Origin of the sequence: Variovorax sp. V213 (assembly GCF_041154455.1) — a bacterium.
In the GTDB taxonomy this organism is placed as follows: Bacteria; Pseudomonadota; Gammaproteobacteria; order Burkholderiales; family Burkholderiaceae_C; genus Variovorax.
In genome coordinates, this window is the sequence record NZ_AP028664.1 from 4,135,635 (window position 1) to 4,158,214 (window position 22,580).

At 68.0% G+C, this 22,580-nt stretch carries 18 protein-coding genes and 1 pseudogene; 12 read left to right on the forward strand and 7 right to left on the reverse strand.

Features of this window, described 5'->3' with window-relative positions; translation table 11 throughout:
- Window positions 1-5 precede the first annotated feature (5 nt).
- From gspK to ACAM55_RS19735, 11 genes and pseudogenes are all read left to right on the forward strand, one after another.
- On the forward strand, window positions 6-938 hold the full coding sequence (gspK, locus tag ACAM55_RS19685) for a type II secretion system minor pseudopilin GspK (RefSeq protein WP_369656429.1): 933 nt from the start codon (window positions 6-8) through the stop codon (window positions 936-938).
- Between the two features lie 135 nt (window positions 939-1,073).
- A complete protein-coding gene (gene gspL, locus ACAM55_RS19690; protein ID WP_369653153.1) occupies window positions 1,074-2,285 on the forward strand; it encodes a type II secretion system protein GspL in 1,212 nt (403 codons plus the stop codon).
- A pseudogene (gspM, locus tag ACAM55_RS19695) lies at window positions 2,282-2,814 on the forward strand (type II secretion system protein GspM). The gene gspL and the pseudogene gspM overlap by 4 nt, the downstream one beginning before the upstream one ends.
- A gap of 11 nt (window positions 2,815-2,825) precedes the next feature.
- Complete coding sequence (gene gspN / locus ACAM55_RS19700; protein ID WP_369656430.1) at window positions 2,826-3,626, forward strand: type II secretion system protein N; 801 nt, start codon at window positions 2,826-2,828, stop codon at window positions 3,624-3,626.
- A gap of 2 nt (window positions 3,627-3,628) precedes the next feature.
- Complete coding sequence (gene gspD, locus ACAM55_RS19705; protein ID WP_369653154.1) at window positions 3,629-5,938, forward strand: type II secretion system secretin GspD; 2,310 nt, start codon at window positions 3,629-3,631, stop codon at window positions 5,936-5,938.
- 7 nt (window positions 5,939-5,945) lie between these two features.
- Window positions 5,946-7,337, forward strand: a complete 1,392-nt coding sequence (locus ACAM55_RS19710; RefSeq protein ID WP_369653155.1) for a GspE/PulE family protein — start codon at window positions 5,946-5,948, stop codon at window positions 7,335-7,337.
- Window positions 7,338-7,352: 15 nt separating this feature from the next.
- Entirely contained in the window at window positions 7,353-8,588 is a 1,236-nt protein-coding gene (gspF, locus tag ACAM55_RS19715) for a type II secretion system inner membrane protein GspF (protein ID WP_369653156.1), read from the forward strand.
- Between the two features lie 24 nt (window positions 8,589-8,612).
- Complete coding sequence (locus ACAM55_RS19720; protein WP_369653157.1) at window positions 8,613-9,512, forward strand: 5'-nucleotidase; 900 nt, start codon at window positions 8,613-8,615, stop codon at window positions 9,510-9,512.
- Window positions 9,513-9,706: 194 nt separating this feature from the next.
- Window positions 9,707-9,904 carry a hypothetical protein gene (locus tag ACAM55_RS19725; RefSeq protein ID WP_369653158.1) on the forward strand — a complete coding sequence of 66 codons (198 nt, stop codon included), beginning with the start codon at window positions 9,707-9,709 and terminating at the stop codon, window positions 9,902-9,904.
- Between the two features lie 52 nt (window positions 9,905-9,956).
- Window positions 9,957-12,143: a phosphocholine-specific phospholipase C gene (locus tag ACAM55_RS19730; RefSeq protein ID WP_369653159.1), complete on the forward strand. Its 2,187-nt coding sequence runs from the start codon at window positions 9,957-9,959 to the stop codon at window positions 12,141-12,143.
- A gap of 13 nt (window positions 12,144-12,156) precedes the next feature.
- A complete protein-coding gene (locus ACAM55_RS19735; protein ID WP_369653160.1) occupies window positions 12,157-14,400 on the forward strand; it encodes a phosphocholine-specific phospholipase C in 2,244 nt (747 codons plus the stop codon).
- A gap of 5 nt (window positions 14,401-14,405) precedes the next feature.
- Here the strand turns inward: ACAM55_RS19735 and ACAM55_RS19740 are convergent, their stop codons facing one another.
- From ACAM55_RS19740 to ACAM55_RS19770, 7 genes are all read right to left on the reverse strand, one after another.
- On the reverse strand, window positions 14,406-15,671 hold the full coding sequence (locus ACAM55_RS19740; protein WP_369653161.1) for an MFS transporter: 1,266 nt from the start codon (window positions 15,669-15,671) through the stop codon (window positions 14,406-14,408).
- A gap of 91 nt (window positions 15,672-15,762) precedes the next feature.
- Window positions 15,763-15,897 (reverse strand): hypothetical protein, encoded by a 135-nt coding sequence (locus ACAM55_RS19745; protein WP_369653162.1) that lies wholly within the window; start codon window positions 15,895-15,897, stop codon window positions 15,763-15,765.
- Window positions 15,898-15,969: 72 nt separating this feature from the next.
- Window positions 15,970-16,797 (reverse strand): phosphonoacetaldehyde hydrolase, encoded by an 828-nt coding sequence (gene phnX / locus ACAM55_RS19750; protein ID WP_369653163.1) that lies wholly within the window; start codon window positions 16,795-16,797, stop codon window positions 15,970-15,972.
- A gap of 10 nt (window positions 16,798-16,807) precedes the next feature.
- Window positions 16,808-17,944 carry a TIGR03364 family FAD-dependent oxidoreductase gene (locus ACAM55_RS19755; RefSeq protein ID WP_369653164.1) on the reverse strand — a complete coding sequence of 379 codons (1,137 nt, stop codon included), beginning with the start codon at window positions 17,942-17,944 and terminating at the stop codon, window positions 16,808-16,810.
- The gene (locus ACAM55_RS19760) at window positions 17,944-19,659 is read right to left on the reverse strand and encodes a putative 2-aminoethylphosphonate ABC transporter permease subunit (protein WP_369653165.1); all 1,716 of its coding nucleotides are present in this window, start codon (window positions 19,657-19,659) and stop codon (window positions 17,944-17,946) included. Before ACAM55_RS19760 ends, ACAM55_RS19755 begins: the two co-directional genes overlap by 1 nt.
- A 3-nt stretch (window positions 19,660-19,662) precedes the next feature.
- Window positions 19,663-20,736 carry an ABC transporter ATP-binding protein gene (locus tag ACAM55_RS19765; RefSeq protein ID WP_369653166.1) on the reverse strand — a complete coding sequence of 358 codons (1,074 nt, stop codon included), beginning with the start codon at window positions 20,734-20,736 and terminating at the stop codon, window positions 19,663-19,665.
- Between the two features lie 22 nt (window positions 20,737-20,758).
- A complete protein-coding gene (locus ACAM55_RS19770; RefSeq protein ID WP_369653167.1) occupies window positions 20,759-21,793 on the reverse strand; it encodes a putative 2-aminoethylphosphonate ABC transporter substrate-binding protein in 1,035 nt (344 codons plus the stop codon).
- A gap of 221 nt (window positions 21,794-22,014) precedes the next feature.
- Between ACAM55_RS19770 and ACAM55_RS19775 the strand changes: the two genes are divergently transcribed.
- Complete coding sequence (locus tag ACAM55_RS19775; RefSeq protein WP_369653168.1) at window positions 22,015-22,575, forward strand: phosphonate degradation HD-domain oxygenase; 561 nt, start codon at window positions 22,015-22,017, stop codon at window positions 22,573-22,575.
- Window positions 22,576-22,580: the final 5 nt, after the last annotated feature.

Below are 22,580 nucleotides of genomic sequence, written 5' to 3' on the forward strand. Positions count from 1 at the left end.
CGGCCATGCTGACCGTCATGCTGGTCGCCACTTTTTCGGCCGCGGCGCTGTGGCAGCAATGGCGCTCGTCCGAGGTCGAGGCCGCCGAGCGCGGACGCGTGCAGGCGGCGTGGGTGCTGGTCGGCGCGCTCGACTGGTCCCGCCTGATCCTGCGCGAAGACGCCCTCACCGGCGGGCCCGATCACTTGGCTGAACCCTGGGCCGTGCCGCTTGCCGAAGCGAGGCTCGCCAGCTTTTTGTCGGCCGAAAAGAACGTGGCCAGCGACAACCTCGAAGGGCTGCCCGACGCATTCCTCTCGGGCCGCATCGTCGATGCGCAATCCAAGCTCAACGTGCTGTCGCTGGTCGACGGCAACAAGCCGGTGCCGGCGAGCGTCGCCACCTTCACCAAGCTGTTCAACATCCTTGGCCTCCCCGCTTCGGAGCTCAGCGTGATGACCGCTTCCCTCGTGCGCGCGCTCGCCACCGGAACCGATGCCGCGGGCGGCGGCGATGCCGGCGCGGCGCCACTGATGCCTCAGGAGGTTTCGCAACTGGTGTGGCTCGGCCTTTCGCCATCGACCGCGGCCGCTCTCGAACCCTACGTCACGATTCTTCCGGTGCGCACGCCGCTCAACATCAACACCGCGAGCGCCGAAGCCATCAGCGCCAGCCTGCCGTCGCTGAGCATCAGCGATGCGCGCCAGGTGGTGGAAAAACGCACACGTTCGTTCTTCAAGCAGATTGCCGACGCCAACACCGCCCTTCCCAACGGCGGCGCCCAGTTCAACGCCAACCAGCACAGCGTGAGCACCCAATTCTTCGAGGTCTACGGCAAGCTACGGCTTGACCGCACCTGGGTCGAAGAACGCTCGCTGCTGCAGCGCGATGGCACTACCGTGAAGACGATCTGGCGCAATCGCGGGGCCGGAATGACTGGCCCTCAGGCTAAACCCTGAGTCGCGACAGCCTTACCAATTTTTTGCGCCAAAAAATCCTCCGACCCGCGTCGCATCTACGTCACACGCTACAAATAAAGTAGCATTTATCCAGCAGGCGCAACCCTACAATCACCCGCCCTTTCCCAAATAGAAATGACACCGCTGCTGCTCATTGCCCCCCTCCCCCCGGCCGACACCGCCGGCGAGTACGACTGGGCCCAGGCAGGCGACGACGGCATCGCATTGCGCAGCCACGGCCGCGCGCTGCTCACGCTGCTGCCGGCCAGCACGGAAGTCATGCTTGGCATTCCAACCGCGGCGCTTTCCTGGCACCGGGTCACCCTGCCCAAGGGCAGCATGGGCAGCACCTCGAAATTGCGCGCCGTGCTCGACGGCCTGCTCGAAGAGCAACTGCTCGACGAGCCCGAAGCCTTGCACTTCGCACTCGAACCCGAGGCCAAGGCCGGCGTGCCGGTCTGGGTGGCGGCCTGTAACCGCATCTGGCTGCGCAGCCTCGTGCAGGGCCTCGAATCGACGGGGCGGCGTGTCGTGCGCATCGTTCCCGAATTTGCGCCGCAGCCCGCCGACGGCCCGCCGCTGCTGCAGATCACAGGCGTCGCAGAGGCGCCGCAGCTCACCGTGTGCGATGCCGACGGCGTGGTCTCGCTGCCACTCGCCGGAGCCGGTCTGGCGCTCGCCGGCAGCCTGCCGCTCGACACCGCCGTCATTTCCGCCGAGCCCGCCGTCGCCGAAGCCGCCGAGCATCTACTCGAACGCCGCCTGCCCATCGTGCAGGCGCCGCAGCGCTGGCTCCAGGCTGCGCGCTCGCCCTGGGAGCTCGCGCAGTTCGACCTTGCCGTGACGGGCCGCGCTCGCGCCGGCAAGAAATTCGCATACGTGTTCCAGACGCTGCGCTACGCACCCGAGTGGCGCGCCGCACGCTGGGGCGTCGTCGCCCTGTTGCTCACGCAGCTGATCGGCCTCAACGCCTGGGCCTGGAAAGAGCGCAACGCACTCGAGGCCAAGCGCCAGGCTGTCAAAACCATGCTGACCCAGACCTTCCCTGCCGTGAAACTCGTGGTCGATGCGCCGGTGCAAATGGCGCGCGAGGTTGCCGCGCTACAGCAGGCCGTGGGAGACGTCGCGGGCAGCGACTTCGAACCGATGATCGGCGCGCTCGCCACCAACCTTCCGCCGGGCCGCACGCCCAGCGCCATCGACTACAGCGCCGGCCAGCTGCGCCTGCGCGGCCTGGGCCTGCAGCCTTCCGAGCTCACGCGGCTTTCGGGCGCAATGGGCCCGCGCGGCTACAGCGTGCGCGCCGAGGGCGATCTGCTGCTGGTGCAGGCCGAGGCTTCGCGATGAACTTCGGCGAACAACTCCGCGCCCGCTGGGCTTCCCTCGATCTGCGCGAGCGGCGCATGGTCGCCATCGCGGCCACGCTCGTCGTGCTCGCGCTGCTGTGGTGGATTGCGCTCGCCCCCGCGCTGCGCACCCTGGCGGCGGCACGGGCCGAGCACGCACGGCTCGATGCACAGCTGCAGCAGATGGCACCTTGCAGAACCGCGCCAAGGCGCTGCAAGCCCAGCCGCGCCTGAACCGCGACGACGCGCTGCGCGCCCTCGACACCTCGGTGCGCCAGAGCCTGGGGAGCAATGGCCAGCTCATGACGGCCAGCGGCGACGGCGCCGCCACCGTCACGCTGCGCGCCGTGCCCGCCGATGCCTTGGCCCAGTGGTTGGCGCAGGCGCGCGGCAATGCCCACGCCGTGCCGCGCGAGGCGCACCTGACCCGCGCAGCCGCCGCGCCGCCGGCTGCGGGCAACAAGGACCCGGAACCCGCCAAGGTGCGCTGGGAAGGCACGATGGTGATGGCGCTGCCCGCGGCCCGTTGAGCACACCCGCCATGGTGACGCGCCCTTCCCTTTCCGAACCGGCGCCGCGCCGCGGCTGGCGCTGGGCCCTGCTCGGCATCGTGATTGGCGCACTGCTCGCGCTCGTGCTGTTTGCGCCGGCCCGGTGGCTGGCCGCGGCGCTGTCGAGCTGGAGCCAGGGCCGGCTGCTGCTCGTCAACCCGCGCGGCACGGTCTGGAACGGCGCGGCGGCCGTGGTGCTGGCCAGCGGTACCGGCGGCGCCGAAGCGGTGTCGCTGCCCGGGTCGCTCAGCTGGCGGATGCGGCCCACCTGGAGCGGCATGTTCGCCGTGCTCGACCTGCCCTGCTGCACGGCCCGGCCGCTCGAACTCAAGGCCAGCCCGCGCGCGGACGGCATGCAGCTGCAATGGGGCGACGGCAGTTCGCGCTGGCCCGCCACCTTGCTGGCCGGGCTGGGCGCGCCCTGGAACACGCTCAAGCTGGAAGGCACGCTCGACCTTTCCACCAAGGCCCTGTCGCTGCAATGGGACGGCCCCGTGCTGCGCCTCGCGGGCCAGGCGACGCTCGACGCCACCGACGTGTCGTCGAGCCTTTCGACCCTGAAGCCGATGGGCAGCTACCGCCTCACACTCGAGGGCGGCAGCCGGCCGAGCCTGCTGCTGAGCACGCGCGAAGGCAGCCTGCAGCTGAACGGCAGCGGCAGCTGGAACGGCACCACCTTTCGCTTCAATGGCGAAGCCAGTGCCGCAGCCGGCCGCGAAGACGCACTTTCCAATTTGTTGAACATCATCGGACGGCGCGAGAACGCGCGTTCGATCATCACCCTGGGTTGATCATGAAGAAGCCACTGACTTCGCACGGCAGCCGCCTCGGCATCGTTGCACTCGCAGCGCAGATGCTGATTGCCGCCACCTTCATGCAGGCCGTGCCGCCGGCGTTCGCACAGGCCGGCAGTCCCGATGCGCCCCGCCGGGGCGAGCCCATCACGCTCAACTTCGCCAACGCCGACATCGAGGCCGTGGCCCGCACCATGGCCGTGGTCACCGGCCGCGACGTGGTGGTCGATCCGCGCGTCAAGGGCACGATGAACCTCGTCACCGACCGCGCCATCGCGCCGGCCGCCGCGTTCAACCAGTTCGCCTCCGCACTTCGGCTGCAGGGCTTTGCGGTGGTGGAGGCCGAAGGGCTCTACAAGGTGGTTCCCGAAGCGGACGCCAAGCTCCAGACCCAGACCGTCAACACCGCCACGCCCAGCGCGGGCTCCGTGGGTGGCAACCAGATCGTCACGCAGATCTTCAGGCTCAACTACGAATCGCCGAACAGCCTGCTGCCGGTGCTGCGCCCGCTCATTCCGCCCAACAACACTATCAACGTGAACCCGGGCAACAACTCGCTCGTGATCACCGACTACGCGGACAACATGCGCCGGCTGGCACGCATCATCGCGGCGCTCGACGTGCCCAATGCGTCGGACATCGAGGTCATCCCGCTCAAGCATTCGGTCGCCACCGACATGCTGCCCCTGATCACGCGGCTGGTCGATGGCAGCGGTTCGGGCGCAACGCCGGGCGCTGCTGCGCCGGGCGCGGCGGACGCGTCGTTCCGTACCACCCTGCTGGCCGATCCGCGCAGCAACGCGCTCATCCTGCGCGCCGCCAATCCGGCGCGGGCCGCGCTGGTGCGCACGCTGGTCGAGAAGCTCGACCGCGCCCCGGCCGAGAGCAGCAACGGCGCGGCCGGCAACATCTACGTGGTCTATCTGAAGAACGCCGACGCAGTTCGCCTCGCGGCCACGCTGCGCGCCGCCATGGCCGCGAACCAGCTTCCGGGCACCACTGGCACGCCAGGGGCCGCGGGTGGCGGCCAGGCGCAGCCGCAGGCCAGCGCACCGCAGGCCATGCAGCAGGCCAGCCTCAGCGGGCAAAGCGGCTCGGCGGCCGCCAATGCGCCGCTGAACAATGCCAACCAGCCTTCGACGGGTGGACAGATCCAGGCCGACCCTTCGACCAATTCGCTCATCATCACGGCACCCGAGCCGCAGTACCGGCAGATGCGCGCGGTGATCGACAAGCTCGACGGACGGCGCGCCCAGGTCATGATCGAGGCGCTGATCGTCGAGGTGAGCGCCAAGAAGGCCGCCAACTTCGGCGTCCAATGGCAGAGCGCCCTCGGCAACAACGCGGTCATCGGCACCAACTCGAGCCTGGCCAGCGCCAACATCCTGACGCTGACCCAGGCCCTGGCCACGCGCGACGTGGCCAACGTCCGGCCATCGACCGGCCTGAACCTCGGCATCGCCGGCAAGATCGGCGGCCAGTACATCCTGGGCGCGATTGCGAACTTCTTCAACAGCGACGGGGACGCCAATGTGCTCTCGACCCCCAACCTGCTGACGCTGGACAACGAAGAAGCCAAGATCGTCATCGGCCAGAACGTGCCTTTCGTCACCGGCCAGTACGCGAGCACCTCGGGCTCGGTGGGCATCAATCCGTTCACCACGGTGGAGCGCAAGGACGTGGGCCTCACGCTGCGCGTGCGCCCGACCATCAACGAGAACGGCACCGTGAAGATGACCATCTTCCAGGAAACCTCGACCGTCGACCAGAACACGGTCAACAACGCCAACGGGCCCACCACCAACAAGCGCTCGATCGAGTCCAGCGTGCTGGTGGAAGACGGCGGCCTCGTCATGCTCGGCGGCCTGCTCTCGGACGACTACAACAACACCATCGAAAAGGTGCCCGTGGCCGGCGACATCCCGGTGTTCGGCAACCTGTTCAAGAACGAAATCCGCTCGCGCACCAAGAGCAACCTGATGATGTTCCTGCGCCCTGCCGTCATGCGCGACGGCGCCTCCACCGAAGCGTTTTCCTACGACCGCTACGACGAGATCCGCGGCATGCAGCAGCGCACGCAGCCGAACACCGACAACATCATGCTGCGCGGCGTGGACTCCGCCCCCGTGCTGCCGGAAGCGCCTCCGCGCTCGGCCGATCGCACGAGCAGCAGCAGCGAGCGCATCCAGGGCACGCAGCTCATTCCGCCGCCCCGCCCTCCGGCCGACCCGCGCAGCCTGCGCCCGAGCCCGCTGCGCGGCGCCCTGCCGCCCACGGCCGACCCGACCACCTCGCGCGAACTGCCCTGACCCGCCCATGCGCCACCCCCTGCCCTACGCGTTCGCACGCAGCCAGCAACTGCTGCTCGAGGAAACCGACGACGGCCGCTACACGCTGTGGATGTCGAGCCATCCCTCGCGCAGCGCACTCGGCGAGGTCACGCGCAAGTACGGCGTACAGGCCTTCGAGGTGCTGGCCGACGGCCCGCTGGCGCAGCGCATCAGCGCAGCCTATGCACAGGGCGAATCGAGCGCAGCCGCGGTGGTGAGCGAGGTGCAGAGCGACGCCGACCTCTCGCGCATGATGCAGGAGCTGCCGGCGGTCGAAGACCTGCTGGAGAGCGCAGGCGACGCGCCCATCATCCGCATGCTCAACGCGCTGCTCACTCAGGCCGCGCGCGACGGCGCGAGCGACATCCACATCGAGCCCTACGAGCGCACCTCGTCCGTGCGATTTCGCATCGACGGCACGCTGCGCGAAGTGGTGCAGCCCAACCGCGCGCTGCACGCCGCGCTGATCTCGCGCCTCAAGATCATGGCCGACCTCGACATCTCCGAGAAGCGGCTGCCGCAGGACGGGCGCATCTCGCTGCGCATCGGCACGCGCGCGGTGGACGTGCGCGTCTCCACGCTGCCAAGCGCCCACGGCGAGCGCGCGGTGCTGCGCCTGCTGGACAAGACCGAATCGAAGCTCACGCTCGAATCGGTCGGCATGCAGGGCGATACGCTGGAGCGCTTCGAGCGCCTCATTGCGCAGCCGCACGGCATCATCCTGGTGACCGGGCCCACCGGCTCGGGCAAGACCACCACGCTGTATGCCGCGCTGGCCCGGCTGGACGCGGGCCGCAGCAACATCATGACGGTGGAAGACCCCATCGAATACGAGCTGCCGGGCGTGGGCCAGACGCAGATCAACGCCAAGATCGAGCTCACCTTCGCGAAGGCCTTGCGCGCCATCCTGCGGCAGGACCCGGACGTGATCATGATCGGCGAAATCCGCGACTTCGAAACCGCGCAGATCGCCATCCAGGCCTCGCTCACCGGCCACCTCGTGCTGGCGACGCTGCACACCAACGACTCGGTCAGCGCCGTCACGCGACTGACCGACATGGGCGTCGAACCTTTCCTGCTGAGCTCCTCGCTCCTGGGCGTGCTCGCGCAGCGCCTGGTGCGCAAGGTCTGCACCAGCTGCGGCGGCGCCGGCTGCGAGGCCTGCGGCCAAACCGGCTACCAGGGCCGCACCGGCATTTTCGAGCTCCTGGTGGCCAACGACGAAGTGCAGGCGCTCATTCATGGCAAGGCGGCCGAAAGCCAGCTCTTCGAAGCCGGCGCGCGCGGCGGCCTGCGTTCGATGCGCGAGGACGGCGAGCGGCTGGTGCAGTCCGGCGTCACCTCGCGCGCCGAGCTGGTGCGGGTCACGCGCGAATAATCCTTTCGCTCTGCCATGCCCGCCTATTCCTTCGAAGCCATCGATGCCAGCGGCCAGTCGCGAGAAGGCGTGCTCGAGGCCGACACCGCGCGCAGCGCGCGCAGCCTGCTGCGCGCGCAGGCGCTCATTCCGCTGTCGGTCACACCGGTCGGCAGCAGCCACGTCAACGGCACCGGCAACGGTGGCCTGCGCCGATGGCTCGGGGGCGGCGCCAGGATTTTCAGCTCGACCGGCCTCGCGGTGTGGACGCGCCAGCTCGCGGGGCTCGTGTCCTCCGGCCTGCCGCTCGAACGCGCATTGACCGCGCTCACCGACGAAGCCGAGACCGAGCCACAGCGCAACCTGGTCGCATCGCTGCGCGCCGAAGTCAACGCGGGTTCGCCCTTTGCACGCGCGCTGGCGGCCCACCCCCGCGAGTTCTCGCCCATCTACACCGCAGTGATCGGCGCTGGCGAACAAAGCGGCAACCTCGGCCTCGTGCTGGACCGGCTCGCCGACGATCTCGAAGAGCGGCAGGCGCTGCAGCAGAAGCTCGTCGGCGCGGCGCTCTACCCGGCCATCGTCACCCTGGTGGCGATCGTGATCGTGATCTTCCTCGTGAGCTATGTGGTGCCGCAGGTGGCACAAGTGTTCGCGGGCACCAAGCGCTCGCTGCCCTTTCTCACCACGGTGATGCTTTCGTTGAGCGCGGCGGTGCGCGATTACGGGTGGTGGATGCTGGGTGGCGTGGTGTGCGCTGCCATTGCCGTGCGACTCGCGTTGGCGCAAGAGGCCTTCCGGCTGAAGTTCGATGCCGCCTGGCTCAGGCTGCCGCTGGTCGGCAAGCTCGCGCGCGGCTACAACGCGGCGCGGTTTGCCAGCACGCTGGCCATGCTCGCCACGGCCGGCGTGCCGATCCTGCGCGCGCTGCAGGCGGCCTCCGAAACCCTGGGCAACCGCGCCATGCGCGCGGATGCGCTCGATGCGCTCGTGCTGGTGCGCGAAGGCGCGCCGCTGGCCTCGGCGCTGGCGCAGAAAAAGCGCTTTCCGGGCCTGGTGTCGATGTTCGCGCGGCTGGGCGAGCAGACCGGCACGCTGCCGCTGATGCTGCAGCGCGCCGCAAACCAGCTCGGCGCCGAAGTGCAGCGCCGGGCGATGCACCTGGCGACCATTCTCGAACCCTTGTTGATCGTGGCCATGGGCGGCGTGGTGATGCTCATCGTGCTGGCGGTGATGCTGCCTATCATCCAGCTGAATCAGTTCGTCAAGTAACGCCGCCAGGAAGTACTGCACCTCATGCCCGTCACGCTCGAAGACAAACTCGTGGTCGCGATCTCGTCGCGCGCGCTGTTCAACCTCGAAGAAGAAAACAGGATCTTCGAGGCCGGCGACAACGAGGGCTACATGAAACTGCAGCTCGACCGCATCGACGTGCCGGCCGCGCCGGGCATCGCGTACTCGCTGATCCGCAAGCTGCTGCGTTTCAACGACGACGGCATGCAGCGCGTCGAGGTGGTGATCCTCTCGCGCAACGACCCGGTTTCGGGCATGCGCATCTTCCGCTCCAGCGCGGCGGCCGACATCAAGCTGCAGCGCGGCGTGTTCACGCAGGGCCGTCCGCCTTTCGGATACCTGCGGCCGCTGCGCGCGCACCTGTTCCTGTCGGTCAACGCAGAGGACGTGCGCGAGGCCCTGGTCGCGGGCTTCCCGGCCGCGCGGGTGCTGGTCGAGTCGGTGAAGGCCAGCGATGCGTGGCCCAACGAAGTGCGCATTGCCTTCGACGGCGACGCGGTGCTGTTCTCCGACGAAGCCGAGCGCGTGTTCCAGGCGGAAGGCCTCGACGCCTTCCAGGCCCACGAACTCAGCAAGGCCGACCTGCCCTTGCCCGAAGGTCCCTTCAAGCCCTTGCTGGCCGCGCTGCATCGCCTGCAGATGGCCGGCAATGCGCAGATGCGCATCCGCACCGCGCTGGTCACCGCGCGCAGCGCGCCCGCGCACGAGCGCGCGATCCGCACGCTCATGAAGTGGAACATCCGCGTGGACGAGGCCATGTTCCTCGGCGGACTGCCCAAGGGTGAGTTCCTGCGCGAGTTCGAACCCGATTTCTTCTTCGACGACCAGACCGGCCACGTCGATGCCGCGGCACGCCACGTGCCTGCCGGCCACGTCTCCAGCGGCATCAGCAACGAGCATTGAACCTCGTCCGGGGGCGAGCACCTTCGCTGTGCTTCGCCCTCCTGGCGCCTTTGGCGCCTTTGCCTTGTCATCGCTCGTTCACGGCGATGTAACGGGTTCTCCCTAGTCTTGTGCCTGTCCGGTGCGCGGTGCCTTCGAGGCGCCATTTTTGCCGCATCCGAGTGCCCACACGCGACAACTCCAAGGAACCCACCATGCGATTTTCATCCCTGCCCGTGCGGCTCGTTCCCGCACTGATCCTGGCTTGCGCTCTTTCCGCCTGCGGCGGCGGCGATGGCGGCGGCTTCTCGGGCTTCCTGCCCGGCTCGGGAACGCCGACTGCCGGCACACCGGCAACGCCCGGCAACCCGCCCGACACCGGCACCAAGCCCGACATGCGTTGCGCACCTTGAGCGTCCATCGAAGCGCCCATCGTCCTACCTCATGACCAAACACCACAAGACCATGAACTCACGCCGCAGATTCCTGCAGGGCACGGCCACCACCGGTGCCGCCGCGCTCGCAATCGCCGCCTTTCCGCCGAGCATTCGCCGCGCGCTCGCCATTCCGGCCAACAACAAGACCGGCACGATCCAGGACGTCGAGCACATCGTCATCCTGATGCAGGAAAACCGCTCGTTCGACCATTACTTCGGCACGCTCATGGGCGTGCGCGGCTTCGGCGACCGCTTCACCATTCCGCTGCCCAAGGGCCGGAGCGTGTGGCAGCAGAGCGATGCCACGGGCAACCCGGTTCTGCCCTACCACCTGGACAGCCGCAAGGGCAACGCACAGCGCGTGAGCGGCACGCCGCATTCGTGGATCGACGGACAGAACGCCTGGGACGGCGGGCGCACGTACCAGTGGCCGCGCTACAAGACCAATGCGGCCATGGGCTACTACAAGGAGGCCGAGCTGCCCTTCCAGTTCGCGCTCGCCAACGCGTTCACCTTGTGCGACGGCTATCACTGCAGCATGCACACCGGCACCAATTCGAACCGCATGTTCCTCTGGACCGGCACCAACGGCCCCACCGGCGCGAACGTGGCCTCGGTCAACAACGAGTGGGACTCGATCGACAGCTCGGCCAAGGGCTTCGAGTGGAAGACCTACCCCGAGCGGCTGCAGGAAGCCAAGGTGAGCTGGATCGTCTACCAGAACATGCCCGAGAACTTCGGCGACAACCCGCTGGCCGGCTTCAAGCAGTACCGGCTCGCCAACGAGGCCTCGGGCAAGCCCGTGAGCAACGACGTGGCCTCGCCGGCCTACGACCCGGCGAGCGACGACGCCGGCAATCCGCTCTACAAGGGCATTGCCAACACCATGCCCGACGGCGGTTTTCTCGAGCAGTTCCGCCAGGACATCAAGAACGGCAAGCTGCCGCAGGTGTCGTGGATCATCGCGCCCGCGACCTATTCCGAGCACCCCGGCCCCTCGAGCCCCGTGCAGGGCGGCTGGTACGTCCAGCAAACGCTGGACGCGCTCACCACCGTGCCCGACGTGTGGAGCAAGACCGTGCTGTTCATCAACTTCGATGAGAACGACGGCTACTTCGACCACTACCCTTCGCCCGCGGCACCATCGCTCAACGCCGACGGCACGGCCGCCGGCAAGACCACGCTGCCCGAATCGGACATTGCCTTCGAGCGCTTCAACCATCCGAATCCGCCCGGCACCACCGACCAGCCCGCGCCCGACGGCCGCGTCTATGGCCCGGGCGTGCGCGTGCCGATGTACGTGGTTTCACCCTGGAGCCGCGGCGGCTGGGTCAACTCGCAGGCCTTCGACCACACCTCGGTCATCCGCTTCATCGAATCGCGCTTCGGCGTGAAAGAGCCCAACATCGGCGCCTTCCGCCGCGCGGTGTGCGGTGACCTCACGAGCGCCTTCAACTTTGCCAATCCCAACAGCGAGGCGCTGCCCACGCTGGCCGGCCGCAAGAGCAAGGCCGAGGCCGACCAGCTGCGCGCGTCCCAGGAAGCCCTGGCCCAGATTGCGCTGCCGCTCGATCCGCAGCTGCCGCGCCAGGCCACCGGCACGCGTCCCTCGCGCGCGCTGCCTTACGAGCTGCACACCAGCGCGCGCGCCGATACCGTCGGCGGCAAGGTGCAATTGCTGTTCGCCAACACCGGCAAGGCGGCGGCAGTCTTCCACGTGTACGACAAACTCAACCTCGACCGCCTGCCGCGCCGCTACATGGTCGAACCCGGCAAGACGCTCGACGACACGTGGAATGCAGCCACCGACAACAGCGGCTTTTACGACCTGTGGGTGCTCGGGCCCAACGGCTATCACCGCCATTTCAAGGGCGACCTCAACCGCCTGCGCGCAGGCGATGCCGCCGCTCCAGAAGTACGCGTGTGCTACGACATCGCCAACGGCAATGTGTACCTGGAGATGCTCAACGGCGGCAAGAGCGCCTGCAAGTTCACGGTGCGTGCCAAGGCCTACCGAAACGACGGCCCGTGGACCGCGACCGTGCAGGGCGGCGCCAAGGCCGAGCTGCACTGGGACCTGGCGACAAGCGGCGCGTGGTACGACTTCGAAGTGACCTGCGACGCCGACGCGGGCTATGCGCGCCGCTTTGCCGGACGCGTCGAAACCGGCAGGCACACGGTGAGCGACCCGGCCATGGGCCTGGCCGATCTGTGATGGCTGCACCGCAATGACCTCCCGCCGCCAATTCCTCGCGGGCACCGCCACCACCGGCGTTGCCGCGCTCGCACTCTCGGCCTTTCCCCCGAGCATTCGCCGCGCGCTCGCCATTCCTGCCAACAGCAAGACCGGCACCATCCAGGACGTCGAGCATGTCGTCATCCTGATGCAGGAGAACCGTTCGTTCGACCACTACTTCGGCACGCTGATGGGCGTGCGCGGCTTTGGCGACCGCTTCACCATCCCGCTGCCCAAGGGATTGAACGTGTGGCAGCAGACCGATGCCAGCGGCAAGCTGGTGCTGCCCTACCACCTGGACAGCAGCAAGGGCAACGCGCAGCGCGACGGCGGCACGCCCCACGACTGGGCGGACAGCCAGAACGCCTGGGACAGCGGCCGCATGTACCAGTGGCCGCGCTACAAGACCGTCAAGGCCATGGGCTACCACAAGGAAGCGGAAATCCCGTTCCAGTTCGCGCTGGCCAACGCCTTCACGCTTTGCGACGCGTACCACTGCAGCATGCACACCGGCACCGACGCCAATCGCTCCTTCCATCTCACCGGCACCAACGGCGCGAGCGCGACCGGCACCGCCTTCGTGCGCAACGAGTGGGACTGGATCGACGGCCGCCCCGGATCGGTGAACACCGGCTACACCTGGAAGACCTATGCCGAGCGTCTCGAGGCAGCAGGCGTGCGCTGGATCAGCTACCAGAACATGCCCGACGAATGGGGCGACAACATGCTCGGCGCCTTCCGGCAGTTCCGCCAGGCGAACCTCGATTCGGGCTTTCCGGTGTCCAGCGGCGGAGAGCCGAACACACCGTATGCCGATACCGGCCAGCCGCTGCCCTACCACGCCTACGACGCGGCGACGGACAACACGAAGAACCCGCTGTACAAGGGCGTGGCCAATACGCTGCCGGGCACCCGTCCCGAGAACTACCTCGACGCCTTCAAGCGCGACATTCGCGAAGGCAAGCTGCCCCAGGTCTGCTGGATGAACGCACCGTCCATCTACTGCGAGCACCCGGGCCCTTCCAGCCCGGTGCAAGGCGCGTGGTTCCTGCAAGAGGTGCTGGATGCGCTCACCGCCGTGCCCGAGGTGTGGAGCAAGACCGTGCTCTTCGTCAACTTCGACGAGAACGACGGCTACTTCGATCACCTGCCCTCGCCCTCGGCCCCTTCACCGGTCAGCGATGGCAGCTTTGCCGGCAGGACCACGCTGCCCGATGCGGACCTCGGGCCCGAATACTTCACCCATGCGGCGCCGCCCGGCAGCACCGGCCAGCCCGCGCCCGACGGCCGTGTGTACGGCCCGGGCCCGCGCGTGCCGATGTATGTGGTGTCGCCCTGGAGCCGCGGCGGCTGGGTCAACTCGCAGGCCTTCGACCATACTTCGGTGCTGCGTTTCCTGGAGACGCGCTTCGGCGTGAAGGAACCCAACATCAGTGCCTTCCGCCGCGCGGTGTGCGGCGACCTCACGAGCGCCTTCAATTTCGCCAATCCCAACGACGAGCCGCTGCCCACGCTCGCTGGCCGCAGCACCCGTGACCAGGCCGACCAGCTGCGGCTCAGCCAGGAGGCGTTGGGCCAGGTCCCGCTGCCGCTCGATCCGCAGTTGCCGCGCCAGGCCACCGGCACGCGGCCCTCGCGTGCGCTGCCCTATGAACTGCACACCAGCGCACGCGCCGACACCGCGGCAGGTACCGTTCGATTGCTGTTCGCCAACACGGGCAAGGCAGGCGCGGTGTTCCATGTGTACGACAAGCTCAACCTCGGCCGCCTGCCGCGCCGCTACATGGTCGAGCCCGGCAAGACGCTCGACGGCACATGGAACGCAGCGACCGACAACAGCGGCTTCTACGACCTCTGGGTGCTTGGTCCCAATGGCTTTCACCGCCACTTCAAGGGCGATCTCAATGCGCTGCGCACGAACGGCGCCAACCCTGAAGTGCGCGTGTGCTACGACATTGCCAACGGCAACGTCTACCTGGAGATGCGCAGTGGCGGCACCAAGGCCTGCAGGTTCACGGTGCGTGCGAAGGCCTATCGCGATGACGGCCCATGGATCGCGACAGTCGAAGGCGGCGCCACCACCGAACAGCACTGGGAGCTCGCCGCCAGCGGCCGTTGGTACGACTTCGCAGTCACCTGCGATGCCGACCCCAGCTACTCGCGCCGCTTCGCCGGCCGGGTGGAAACCGGCAAGCACACGGTGAGCGATCCTGCGATGGGCCTAGCCGACCTCTGACGGCGCTACGCCGCGGCGGGGCGAAGCCGAAGATGCCGAACCCTGAACAGCAGCATCGCCGCGATGCTCACGTTCAGCAGGTTCCATCCGATGCCGTTCAGGAACGCCGCGTGGTAGCTGCCGGTGAGGTCGAACACCTTGCCCGACATCCAGCCGCCCAGCGCCATGCCGAAGAGCGTGAACATCAGCACCGTGCCCACGCGCGCGCCGGCTTCGGCGGGCGGAAAGTGCTCGCGCACGATGATCGCGTAAGACGGCACGATGCCGCCCTGGAACAGCCCGAACAGCGCCGAGATCACATAGAGCGGCACGAGTCCGTCGAAGGGAAGGAACAGCAGCAGCGCCACGCACTGCAGCACGCCGCCCAAGAGCAGCGTGCGCAGGCCGCCGATGCGGTCGCAGATGGCGCCCGACACCAGCCGGCTCACCACGCCGAAAGCCAGCATCAGCGACAGCATCTGCGCGCCGCGCGCGGCACCGTAGCCCAGGTCGCTGCAATAGGCCACGATGTGCACCTGCGGCATCGACATGGCCACACAGCAGGCAACGCCGGCCACGCACAGCAGGCCTTGCGCCGTGCCCATGCCGAGGCCGAATGGCCGCGTCATGTCGCGCTTGCGCACCGCGCCCGGCCCCATGGCAAGCGCCGAACCGGAAGGCTCGACAGCAATGCACGGCGGCCGGGCTCGCATGAAGAGCGCAAGCGCCGCCATCGCCAAGCCGCAGAACACACCCATGCCGATGTAGGTCTGCCGCCATCCCACGGTCTCGATGAAATGCTGCGCGACAGGCGGCCAGATGGCACCGGCGACATAGTTGCCGCTCGCGCATACCGCCACCGCAATGCCGCGCCGCTTCACGAACCAGAGCGAGGTGTCGGCCACCAGCGGCGCAAAGGCCGCGGCACTGCCGAGCAGGCCGACCAGCACCGCCTGCGCCAGGGTGAAGGCCACGATGCCGTCGGCCATGCCGCAGGCGACATACCCAAGGCCCAGGCTGACGGCACCGCCCAGCAGGGGCCACATCACGCCGAAGCGATCGGCCAGCCGCCCCATCAGCACGCCGCCGAGGCCGAAGCCCAGCATCAGCAGGGTGTACGGCAGCGATGCATCGGCGCGGGCGACGCCGAACTCGGCCTGCACGGCAGGCAGCATCACGGACACCACGTACATGCCGCTGCTGCCGACCGTCATGATCAGCAGCGTGAGGGCGAGCCGCAGCATGGCATAGCGCGAATCCGCCAGATAGGCGGTTGTCTCGGATGTTTTCATTGTTTGCTTCGCACCGAGGATACCCTCGGACACGAAAACAGGAGCGCACAATGGCCGGCGGCACGCGGCCGCCTTCGCGTCCAGGGGCGGATCAGGCCGCGGGCAGCGCCGGCACCACGACACTCGCCGAAGCCTTGGGCACCGGCCCGCCCGGCTTGGGCTTGTCGTTGCAGCCGGCCGTCACCAGGCCGATGCAGAACAGAAGAACAAAGGCTGTGCTTCTCATGCGGCGGATGCTATGCCCGCCGCCCTGCAAGTCAAGTCGGACGCCGTGCCGAATCGGAACGGCCGGGCGCCGTCAGGCGGCTGCCGGCCGCTCGCCGCCCTGCAGCCGGCGCTCGATGTCTTCGAGGACGTTCGGCAGGTTGGCAACGCTATCGATGACGTAGTGAGCGCCTGCAGCCTGGAGCTGGGCGGTGGCGCGCTCGCGGTGCTCCTGCTGCTGTGCAGCATCGAGCGCCTGCCATTCGGCGAACGTGAGGCCGACCGCGTTGCCGCTCACCGCAAGGCCCACGGTCCAGGTGCCGGCATTGAGGCCTTCCTGCAGGCCCACGCCGGTGTCGTCGACCTTGACCACGGTGTGCGGCGGCCATACGCCGAGGTCGGCGAAGCAGCGGTACATCATGAGCGGCGACGGACGGCCTTGCGCGAGGTCGCCGGCGCACACGAGGTTGTCGGGCGCGTAGCCGCCGGCCGCCGCGATGGGCGCGACCACTTCCATGATCGGGCGGTTGTAGCCGGTGGTCGAGCCGATCTTGAGGCCGCGCTCGCGCGCGGCATTCACCGCGTCGAGCGCGCCGGGAACGAAGTCGGCATGGTCGCGCACGCTGGCGGCGTTCATCGGCGTGAACACTTCATGGAGGCGGTCCACGTCCGCATCGTTGAAGGCATGGCCCTGCTTCGCCTCCCACTGCGCCGCAATGCGCGGCAGCGTGCCCAGCGCCTTGATATGGTCCCACTTGGCCATGCCCATGGGGCCGCGCGCTTCGGCAATGCTTATGTCCACGCCGAACTGCCCGAACAGCTTCACGAAGGCGCCCATGGGCGCGCACGAGCCGAAGTCGATGATGGTGCCGGCCCAGTCGAAGACGACGGCCTGGAGCTTGGAGTGATTGTGGGCGTTCATATGAAGGTACTCACCATGTCATGAATACGTCGTGCGCAATGCCGAAACCCGTGCTCGCGCCGGTGCCGCTGGTGACCAGCACCACGCGCGTTGCCTCGTCGGGCGCATCGATCACGCAGGGGGTGGTCTTCGACGAGGGGTACACGCCGGTCCAGCGTTCGGTGATCTGCGCTGTTTCGAGATTCAGTGTGCCGCGCAGGTGGCGCAGGATGAGCCGGTCGACTTCTTCCATTGCAAACGGCTCGGGCGCGTCGCCATAGTGGTGCGAGTCGCCGACCACCAGCGAGCCGTCGGCGCTCTGCACCACGATCAGGTGAATGCCGTGCGCGAGGGAAGCGGCCTCCTCCTCCTGCAGCCGCTCGCGCAGTGCGGTCGCCTCGGGCAGGGTGCTATAGCCCTCGTAGCGCACCAGGCTCAGGTCCATCATCACCGAGCCCGGCAGGCGGAAGCCCGCTTCGGGTTTCACGCGCAGCATCTGCAGGCGGCACAGAGTGAGGTCGTGCGCGGCAATGCGGTCGGCAAAGAGGCCGTGCAGATCGGTGTTGGTGCAGACCACCACGCGCTCGCCGCGAAGCAGGCCGCGCGAGGTTCGCACGCGCGGCGTCTCCACCTCGTGTACGGTCTCCCCGAAGCGGAACACCACGCCGTGCACTTCGGCCAGCCATTTCGCGAGCAGGCCGATGGCGGTGCGCGATTCGACGCGCAGCTCGTGCGGGCTGAACAGCACCGAGCTCGCATCGGCCAGGCTCAGCGCCGGCGCCCTGGCCTGGGCGTGGGCCGCATCGAGCAGCTGGCAGGCTTCGCCCATCGGCGTTCGCATGAAGGCTTCGAGCACGTCGTGTGCCTCGCTGCGGTAGGCCGCAAGCCACAGATTGCGGTGCACGATGCCGATGCCAGCCTGCGGTGCGATGTCTTGCCAGACCTCGCGGGAATGCATGGCGCGGCGCCAAGTGTCGCCCGGCGCCTGGCCGGTGATGGTGATGAAGCCGAAGTTGCGGATCGATGCGCCGATGCAGGCCGCATCGCGCTCGACCACGCAGACCTTGAGGCCGCGCTGCGCGGCGGTGTAGGCATGGGCCAGGCCGACGATGCCGGCGCCGACGACGATGAGGTCGAAACTGTCTTTGTTGTCGGGTGTTCCGGGCATTACCGGTTTCTCCAGGCTTGGGTGCGTTCGAGCGTCCAACGTCCAGCCAGCGCGAACACGCCGCGGCCGACGGCGGCCGTGAGCATGATCAGCGAGGCCATGGCGGCAGCGGGTGCCACGTCGCCGGCATCGTCCATGTTGAGCACGGCGATGGCGGCCAGCGTGGTCTGCGGCGAGTAGAGGAACACGACGGCTGACACGGTGGTCATCGCGTTGACGAAGAAGTAGCCGCCGACGTTGAGCACCGTGGGCAGCGCCACCGGCAGGTGCACGCGCCAGAGCGTGCGCCAGAAGGGCACGCCCATCGACTCCGACACCAGCTCGTACTCGCGATCGAGCTGGCGCAGCGCGGCGAGCGAGGTGAGGTGCGCCACCGAGAAGAAGTGCGCGACGGTGCAGATGACGAGGATCGCCATGCCGCCATAGAGCCCGCGCAGTGGATTCGACGGCGAGATGAAGAAGAAGATGTAGCCCACGCCCAGTACCAGCCCCGGCACCGCGAGCGGCAGGTTGGCGAGCAGGTTGAGCAACTCGCGCAGCAGGCCGAAGTGCCGCGGCTTCTCCACCAGATAGGCCGAGACGAAGGTGGCGAGCGCGCCCGCGACCGCGGCACACGACGCGAGCCGCAGGGAGTTGAGGTAGCTGCCCCAGCCGCCGCCGTCCATGTTGCTAAAGTCGTAGTTCTTCAGCGACGGTGCGAGCTGGTAGGGCCAGTAGGTGGCGAGCGACGCGAACACCGCCATGCCGATCATCACGAGGATGGCGCAAGCAGTGAGCCCGCAGAACACGAGCAGCGCGCGGTCGCGCGATGCCACGGGCTCCGGCTGGTAGGGCGTGGCACGTGCCGAAAGCGCCGCGGCCTGCCTGCTGCGCACGCGGCGTTCGACCAGAAACGAAAGCACCGCCGGAATCAGCAGCACCAGACCGACCACGGCGCCCATCTGGAAGTTCTGCTGGCCGACCACCTGCTTGTAGATGTCGGTGGCGAGCACGCCGGTCTGGCCGCCGACGACCTTGGGCACGCCGAAGTCGGTGATGACCAGCACGAACACCACCATCGCGGCAACGATGAGCCCGTAGCGAGAGGAAGGCAGCGTCACGGTGCGGAAGATGCGCCAGCGCGAGGCGCCGAGCGTCTGCGCCGCTTCGTAGAGACGGCCATCGGAAGTGGCCATGGCGGTGGTGAGGATCAGCAGCGCATGCGGCAATGTCCAGAACACCGAGCCGAGCACCATGCCGAGCGGGCCATAGATCGACACGTCGCCCAGCAATCCCTTGAAGAGCCCCTGGTTGCCGAACAGATAGACCAGGCTGATGGCCGGCAGCAGCGAAGGCGCAAGCAGCGGAATGAGCGCCACGGCACGCAGCATGCCCCTGGCCGGCATGCACGACAGTGTGAGCGCATAGGCGTACACATAGGCGATGGCTGTGCAGATCACGGCGCTCACCGCCGCGAGCCACAGGCTGTTGAAGGCCGACTGCACAAGTGCGGGATTGTCGAGGTAGCGCGCGAAGTTCGCGAGGCCGACGAAGGCGCCCGCGCGGTCGAAGAAGCTCTGGCCGACCAGTGCGCCGACGGGCAGCGCCACGATCACGACCAGCAGCAGCACGAGCAGCGAGACGGCCGCGCCCGTCAGCCAGCGCTCACGGTCGAAAGCGCTGCTGCGCGCCATCGCCATCGGCCGGGCGGCGATGGCTTCGGGGGGGCTGCTCATGGCTCAGTGCGCCAGGACCGAGAGTGCATTCAGGGGCAGTTGGATGTGCACCATGCTGCTGGGCACCAGCGGCTCGTCTCCACCGTTGCGCGCATCGGCGGGCAGTTCGGCCTCGATCTCGATGCCCAGCGGTTCGCAGGCCAGCCGCGCCGAAGTGCGGTTGCCGAAGAATTCCGTATCGAGCAGGCGCGCCGCGAAGCTGTTGGCGCCGAGCTCGGTGCCGAAGCGCCTGACCACCACGTGCTCGGGGCGGATGCCTACGGTGGCCTGCGAACCGACGCTCAGGTTGCCCGGTGCGCAGAACAGTTCGCTGTCGCGCACCCGCACCTTGCCATCGGCCAGCACGGTCGCGGGCAGCATGTTCATGCGGCCGACGAAGCCCGCCACGAAGCGGGTGCGCGGTTCGCGGTACAGCTCGTCGGGCGTGCCTGCTTGCTCGATGCGGCCGTTGTGCATCAGCACCACGCGGTCGGCCATCGAAAGGGCTTCTTCCTGGTCGTGCGTGACCATGATGGTGACGATGCCCAGGCGTTTTTGCAGCGAACGGATCTCGCTGCGCAGGCTGGCGCGCACCTGCGCGTCGAGCGCGGAGAGCGGCTCATCGAGCAGCAGCAGGCGCGGGTTGGGCGCGAGCGCGCGCGCCAGTGCGACGCGTTGCTGCTGGCCGCCCGAAAGCTGCACCGGGTACTTGTCGGCGTGCGCGGCGAGGCCGACCAGGTCGAGCATCTCGCGCGAGCGCTTGGCCATCTCGCGCGCGAGTGCGCCGGTGGGGTGCAGGCCGTAGGCGATGTTCTGCGCCGCCGTGAGGTTGGGGAACAGCGCATACGACTGGAACACCACGCCGAAGCCGCGCGCCGCGGGCGGCAGGCCCGCGATGTCCTGCCCGTCGAGCAGGATCTGCCCGCCGTCGGCACGCTCGATGCCGCACACGATGCGCAGCAGCGTGGTCTTGCCGCAACCCGAGGGACCGAGCAGGCACACGAATTCGCCGGGCTCGATGTCGAGATCGATGCCATCGAGCACGCGGGTGGCGCCAAAGGACTTGCCGATGCCGCGAAGGGAAAGGAAGCTTGTCATGTGCTGTCGCCGGGATGCACGATCACATCGGCTTCTTTTCCGACTTCGATTCGTAGCGCTTGGACCATTCCGTCAGGATGCGGTCGCGGTTCGCGGCAGCCCAGGTGAAGTCGTTCTTGGCGAGCAGCTTCTCGACGTCGCCCGGCACGAATTCGAGTTTCTCCTGGATGCCCGGCAGCGCGAGCACGGCGAAGTTCTTTGCGTAGAGCTCGTTGGCCTGCTTCGTCACGGCCCAATCAGCGAGCGCCTTGGCGGCGTCCTGCTTCTTGCTGGTCTTCATGATGCCGGTGGCTTCCATGTCCCATCCGAGGCCTTCCTTCGGCAGCACGATGTCGATGGGCGCGCCGTCGCGCTTGGTCTTGTTGGCGCGGTACTCGAAGGACATGCCGAGCGCGAACTCGCCGGCGCCGGCCTGGCGGCAGGGCTTGCTGCCCGACTGGCTGTAGATGCCGATGTTCTGGTGCAGCGCGTCCATGTACTTCCACGCCTTTTCTTCACCCATCATCTGGATCCAGCCCGACACCATCAGGTAGCCGGTGCCCGAGGCCGCGGGGTTGGGCATGGTGATCTGGCCCTTGTAGACAGGGTTGGTCAGGTCGGCCCAGCTGGTGGGCTTGGGCAGGCTCTTCTTCTGCGCTTCGGCGGTGTTGAAGCAGATGGCCGACGACCACACGTCCATGCCGACCCACTTGGGCGGGTTGGCCGCATCGCGCATGGTGGGCTTGATGGCCTCGAGGCCCTTGGGCGCGTAGGGCTGGAGCATGCCTTCCTTGTCGAGCAGCATCAGCGAGGTGGCGGCCAGGCCCCACACCACGTCGGCTTGCGGGTTGGCTTTTTCGGCCAGCAGCTTGGCGGTGACGATGCCGGTGGAGTCGCGCACGAACTTCAATTCAATGGCCGGGTTTTCTTTTTCGAACGCAGACTTGTACGCCTGCACCTGGTCGGCTTCGAGCGCGGTGTAGACCAGCAGCTCGGTGCGGCCCTGGGCCGAAGCGGCAAAGGCCAGCGAGAGCAGAGCGGCCGGCACGGCAGACCAGCGGATAGAACGACGCAGCATGGGGAAACCCTCGGAAATGAAGACGGAGCGGGACGTACGCGGAAGAAAGTACCCACGGCAAGCGCCATGAACGCGGCGATGCTGGCAGCGGCGTGTGACAGGCATTTGTCAGAAGGCACGCGCCTGCGTGGCGCTTGTGGGGGCTTCGTCATGTCCTTGTCACTGCGATGCTCGAAGCTGGGGTGCCGCCGCCTCGCGCGGACCGCCTTCGTTTCGGATCCATGACACTCGACCTCGCCGAGATCGCCCGCCTGTTCGCCGAACGCGGCGGAGTCGCTTATGCGGGCGAGCCGGTATCGCAGCTCGAACACGCGCTGCAGTGCGCATGGCTTGCCGAGCAGGCCGGCGCGGGCGACGCGCTGGTCACCGCATCGCTGCTGCATGACCTCGGGCACCTGCTGATCGCCGAGCACCAGACGCTGTCGCGCTCGCCCACCGAACTGGGCATCGACGACCGCCACCAGCACATCGCCATGCCCCTGCTGCGCGGAGCCTTCGGCGCCGAGGTGCGCGAGCCGATCCGCCTGCACGTGGATGCCAAGCGTTACCTTTGCGCGACGCGGCCCGACTACTTCTCGCAACTCTCGCCAGATTCGGTGCGCAGCCTGGCGCTGCAAGGCGGTGTGATGGATGCCCAGACGGCGCAGCGCTTTGCCGATCAGCGCTGGGCCGGCGACGCGGTGCGGCTGCGCCTTTGGGATGACGAGGCGAAAGTGGCCGGGCTCGAGACGCCGACGCTCAGGCATTTCCTGGAGACCGCGGCACGGGTCATGCTGCGCTGAGCACT

Excerpts from the sequence above, each read along its gene's own strand:
- ACAM55_RS19740 (WP_369653161.1), bottom strand. The coding sequence starts at position 15,671 with ATGAAAACATCCGAGACAACCGCCTATCTGGCGGATTCGCGCTATGCC.
- ACAM55_RS19735 (WP_369653160.1), top strand. The coding sequence starts at position 12,157 with ATGACCTCCCGCCGCCAATTCCTCGCGGGCACCGCCACCACCGGCGTT.
- ACAM55_RS19745 (WP_369653162.1), bottom strand. The coding sequence starts at position 15,897 with ATGAGAAGCACAGCCTTTGTTCTTCTGTTCTGCATCGGCCTGGTGACG.
- gspD (WP_369653154.1), top strand. The coding sequence starts at position 3,629 with ATGAAGAAGCCACTGACTTCGCACGGCAGCCGCCTCGGCATCGTTGCA.
- ACAM55_RS19725 (WP_369653158.1), top strand. The coding sequence starts at position 9,707 with ATGCGATTTTCATCCCTGCCCGTGCGGCTCGTTCCCGCACTGATCCTG.
- ACAM55_RS19760 (WP_369653165.1), bottom strand. The coding sequence starts at position 19,659 with ATGAGCAGCCCCCCCGAAGCCATCGCCGCCCGGCCGATGGCGATGGCG.
- ACAM55_RS19775 (WP_369653168.1), top strand. The coding sequence starts at position 22,015 with ATGACACTCGACCTCGCCGAGATCGCCCGCCTGTTCGCCGAACGCGGC.
- ACAM55_RS19710 (WP_369653155.1), top strand. The coding sequence starts at position 5,946 with ATGCGCCACCCCCTGCCCTACGCGTTCGCACGCAGCCAGCAACTGCTG.
- phnX (WP_369653163.1), bottom strand. The coding sequence starts at position 16,797 with ATGAACGCCCACAATCACTCCAAGCTCCAGGCCGTCGTCTTCGACTGG.
- ACAM55_RS19770 (WP_369653167.1), bottom strand. The coding sequence starts at position 21,793 with ATGCTGCGTCGTTCTATCCGCTGGTCTGCCGTGCCGGCCGCTCTGCTC.
- gspF (WP_369653156.1), top strand. The coding sequence starts at position 7,353 with ATGCCCGCCTATTCCTTCGAAGCCATCGATGCCAGCGGCCAGTCGCGA.
- ACAM55_RS19730 (WP_369653159.1), top strand. The coding sequence starts at position 9,957 with ATGAACTCACGCCGCAGATTCCTGCAGGGCACGGCCACCACCGGTGCC.
- gspL (WP_369653153.1), top strand. The coding sequence starts at position 1,074 with ATGACACCGCTGCTGCTCATTGCCCCCCTCCCCCCGGCCGACACCGCC.
- ACAM55_RS19755 (WP_369653164.1), bottom strand. The coding sequence starts at position 17,944 with ATGCCCGGAACACCCGACAACAAAGACAGTTTCGACCTCATCGTCGTC.
- ACAM55_RS19720 (WP_369653157.1), top strand. The coding sequence starts at position 8,613 with ATGCCCGTCACGCTCGAAGACAAACTCGTGGTCGCGATCTCGTCGCGC.
- gspK (WP_369656429.1), top strand. The coding sequence starts at position 6 with ATGCTGACCGTCATGCTGGTCGCCACTTTTTCGGCCGCGGCGCTGTGG.
- ACAM55_RS19765 (WP_369653166.1), bottom strand. The coding sequence starts at position 20,736 with ATGACAAGCTTCCTTTCCCTTCGCGGCATCGGCAAGTCCTTTGGCGCC.
- gspN (WP_369656430.1), top strand. The coding sequence starts at position 2,826 with ATGGTGACGCGCCCTTCCCTTTCCGAACCGGCGCCGCGCCGCGGCTGG.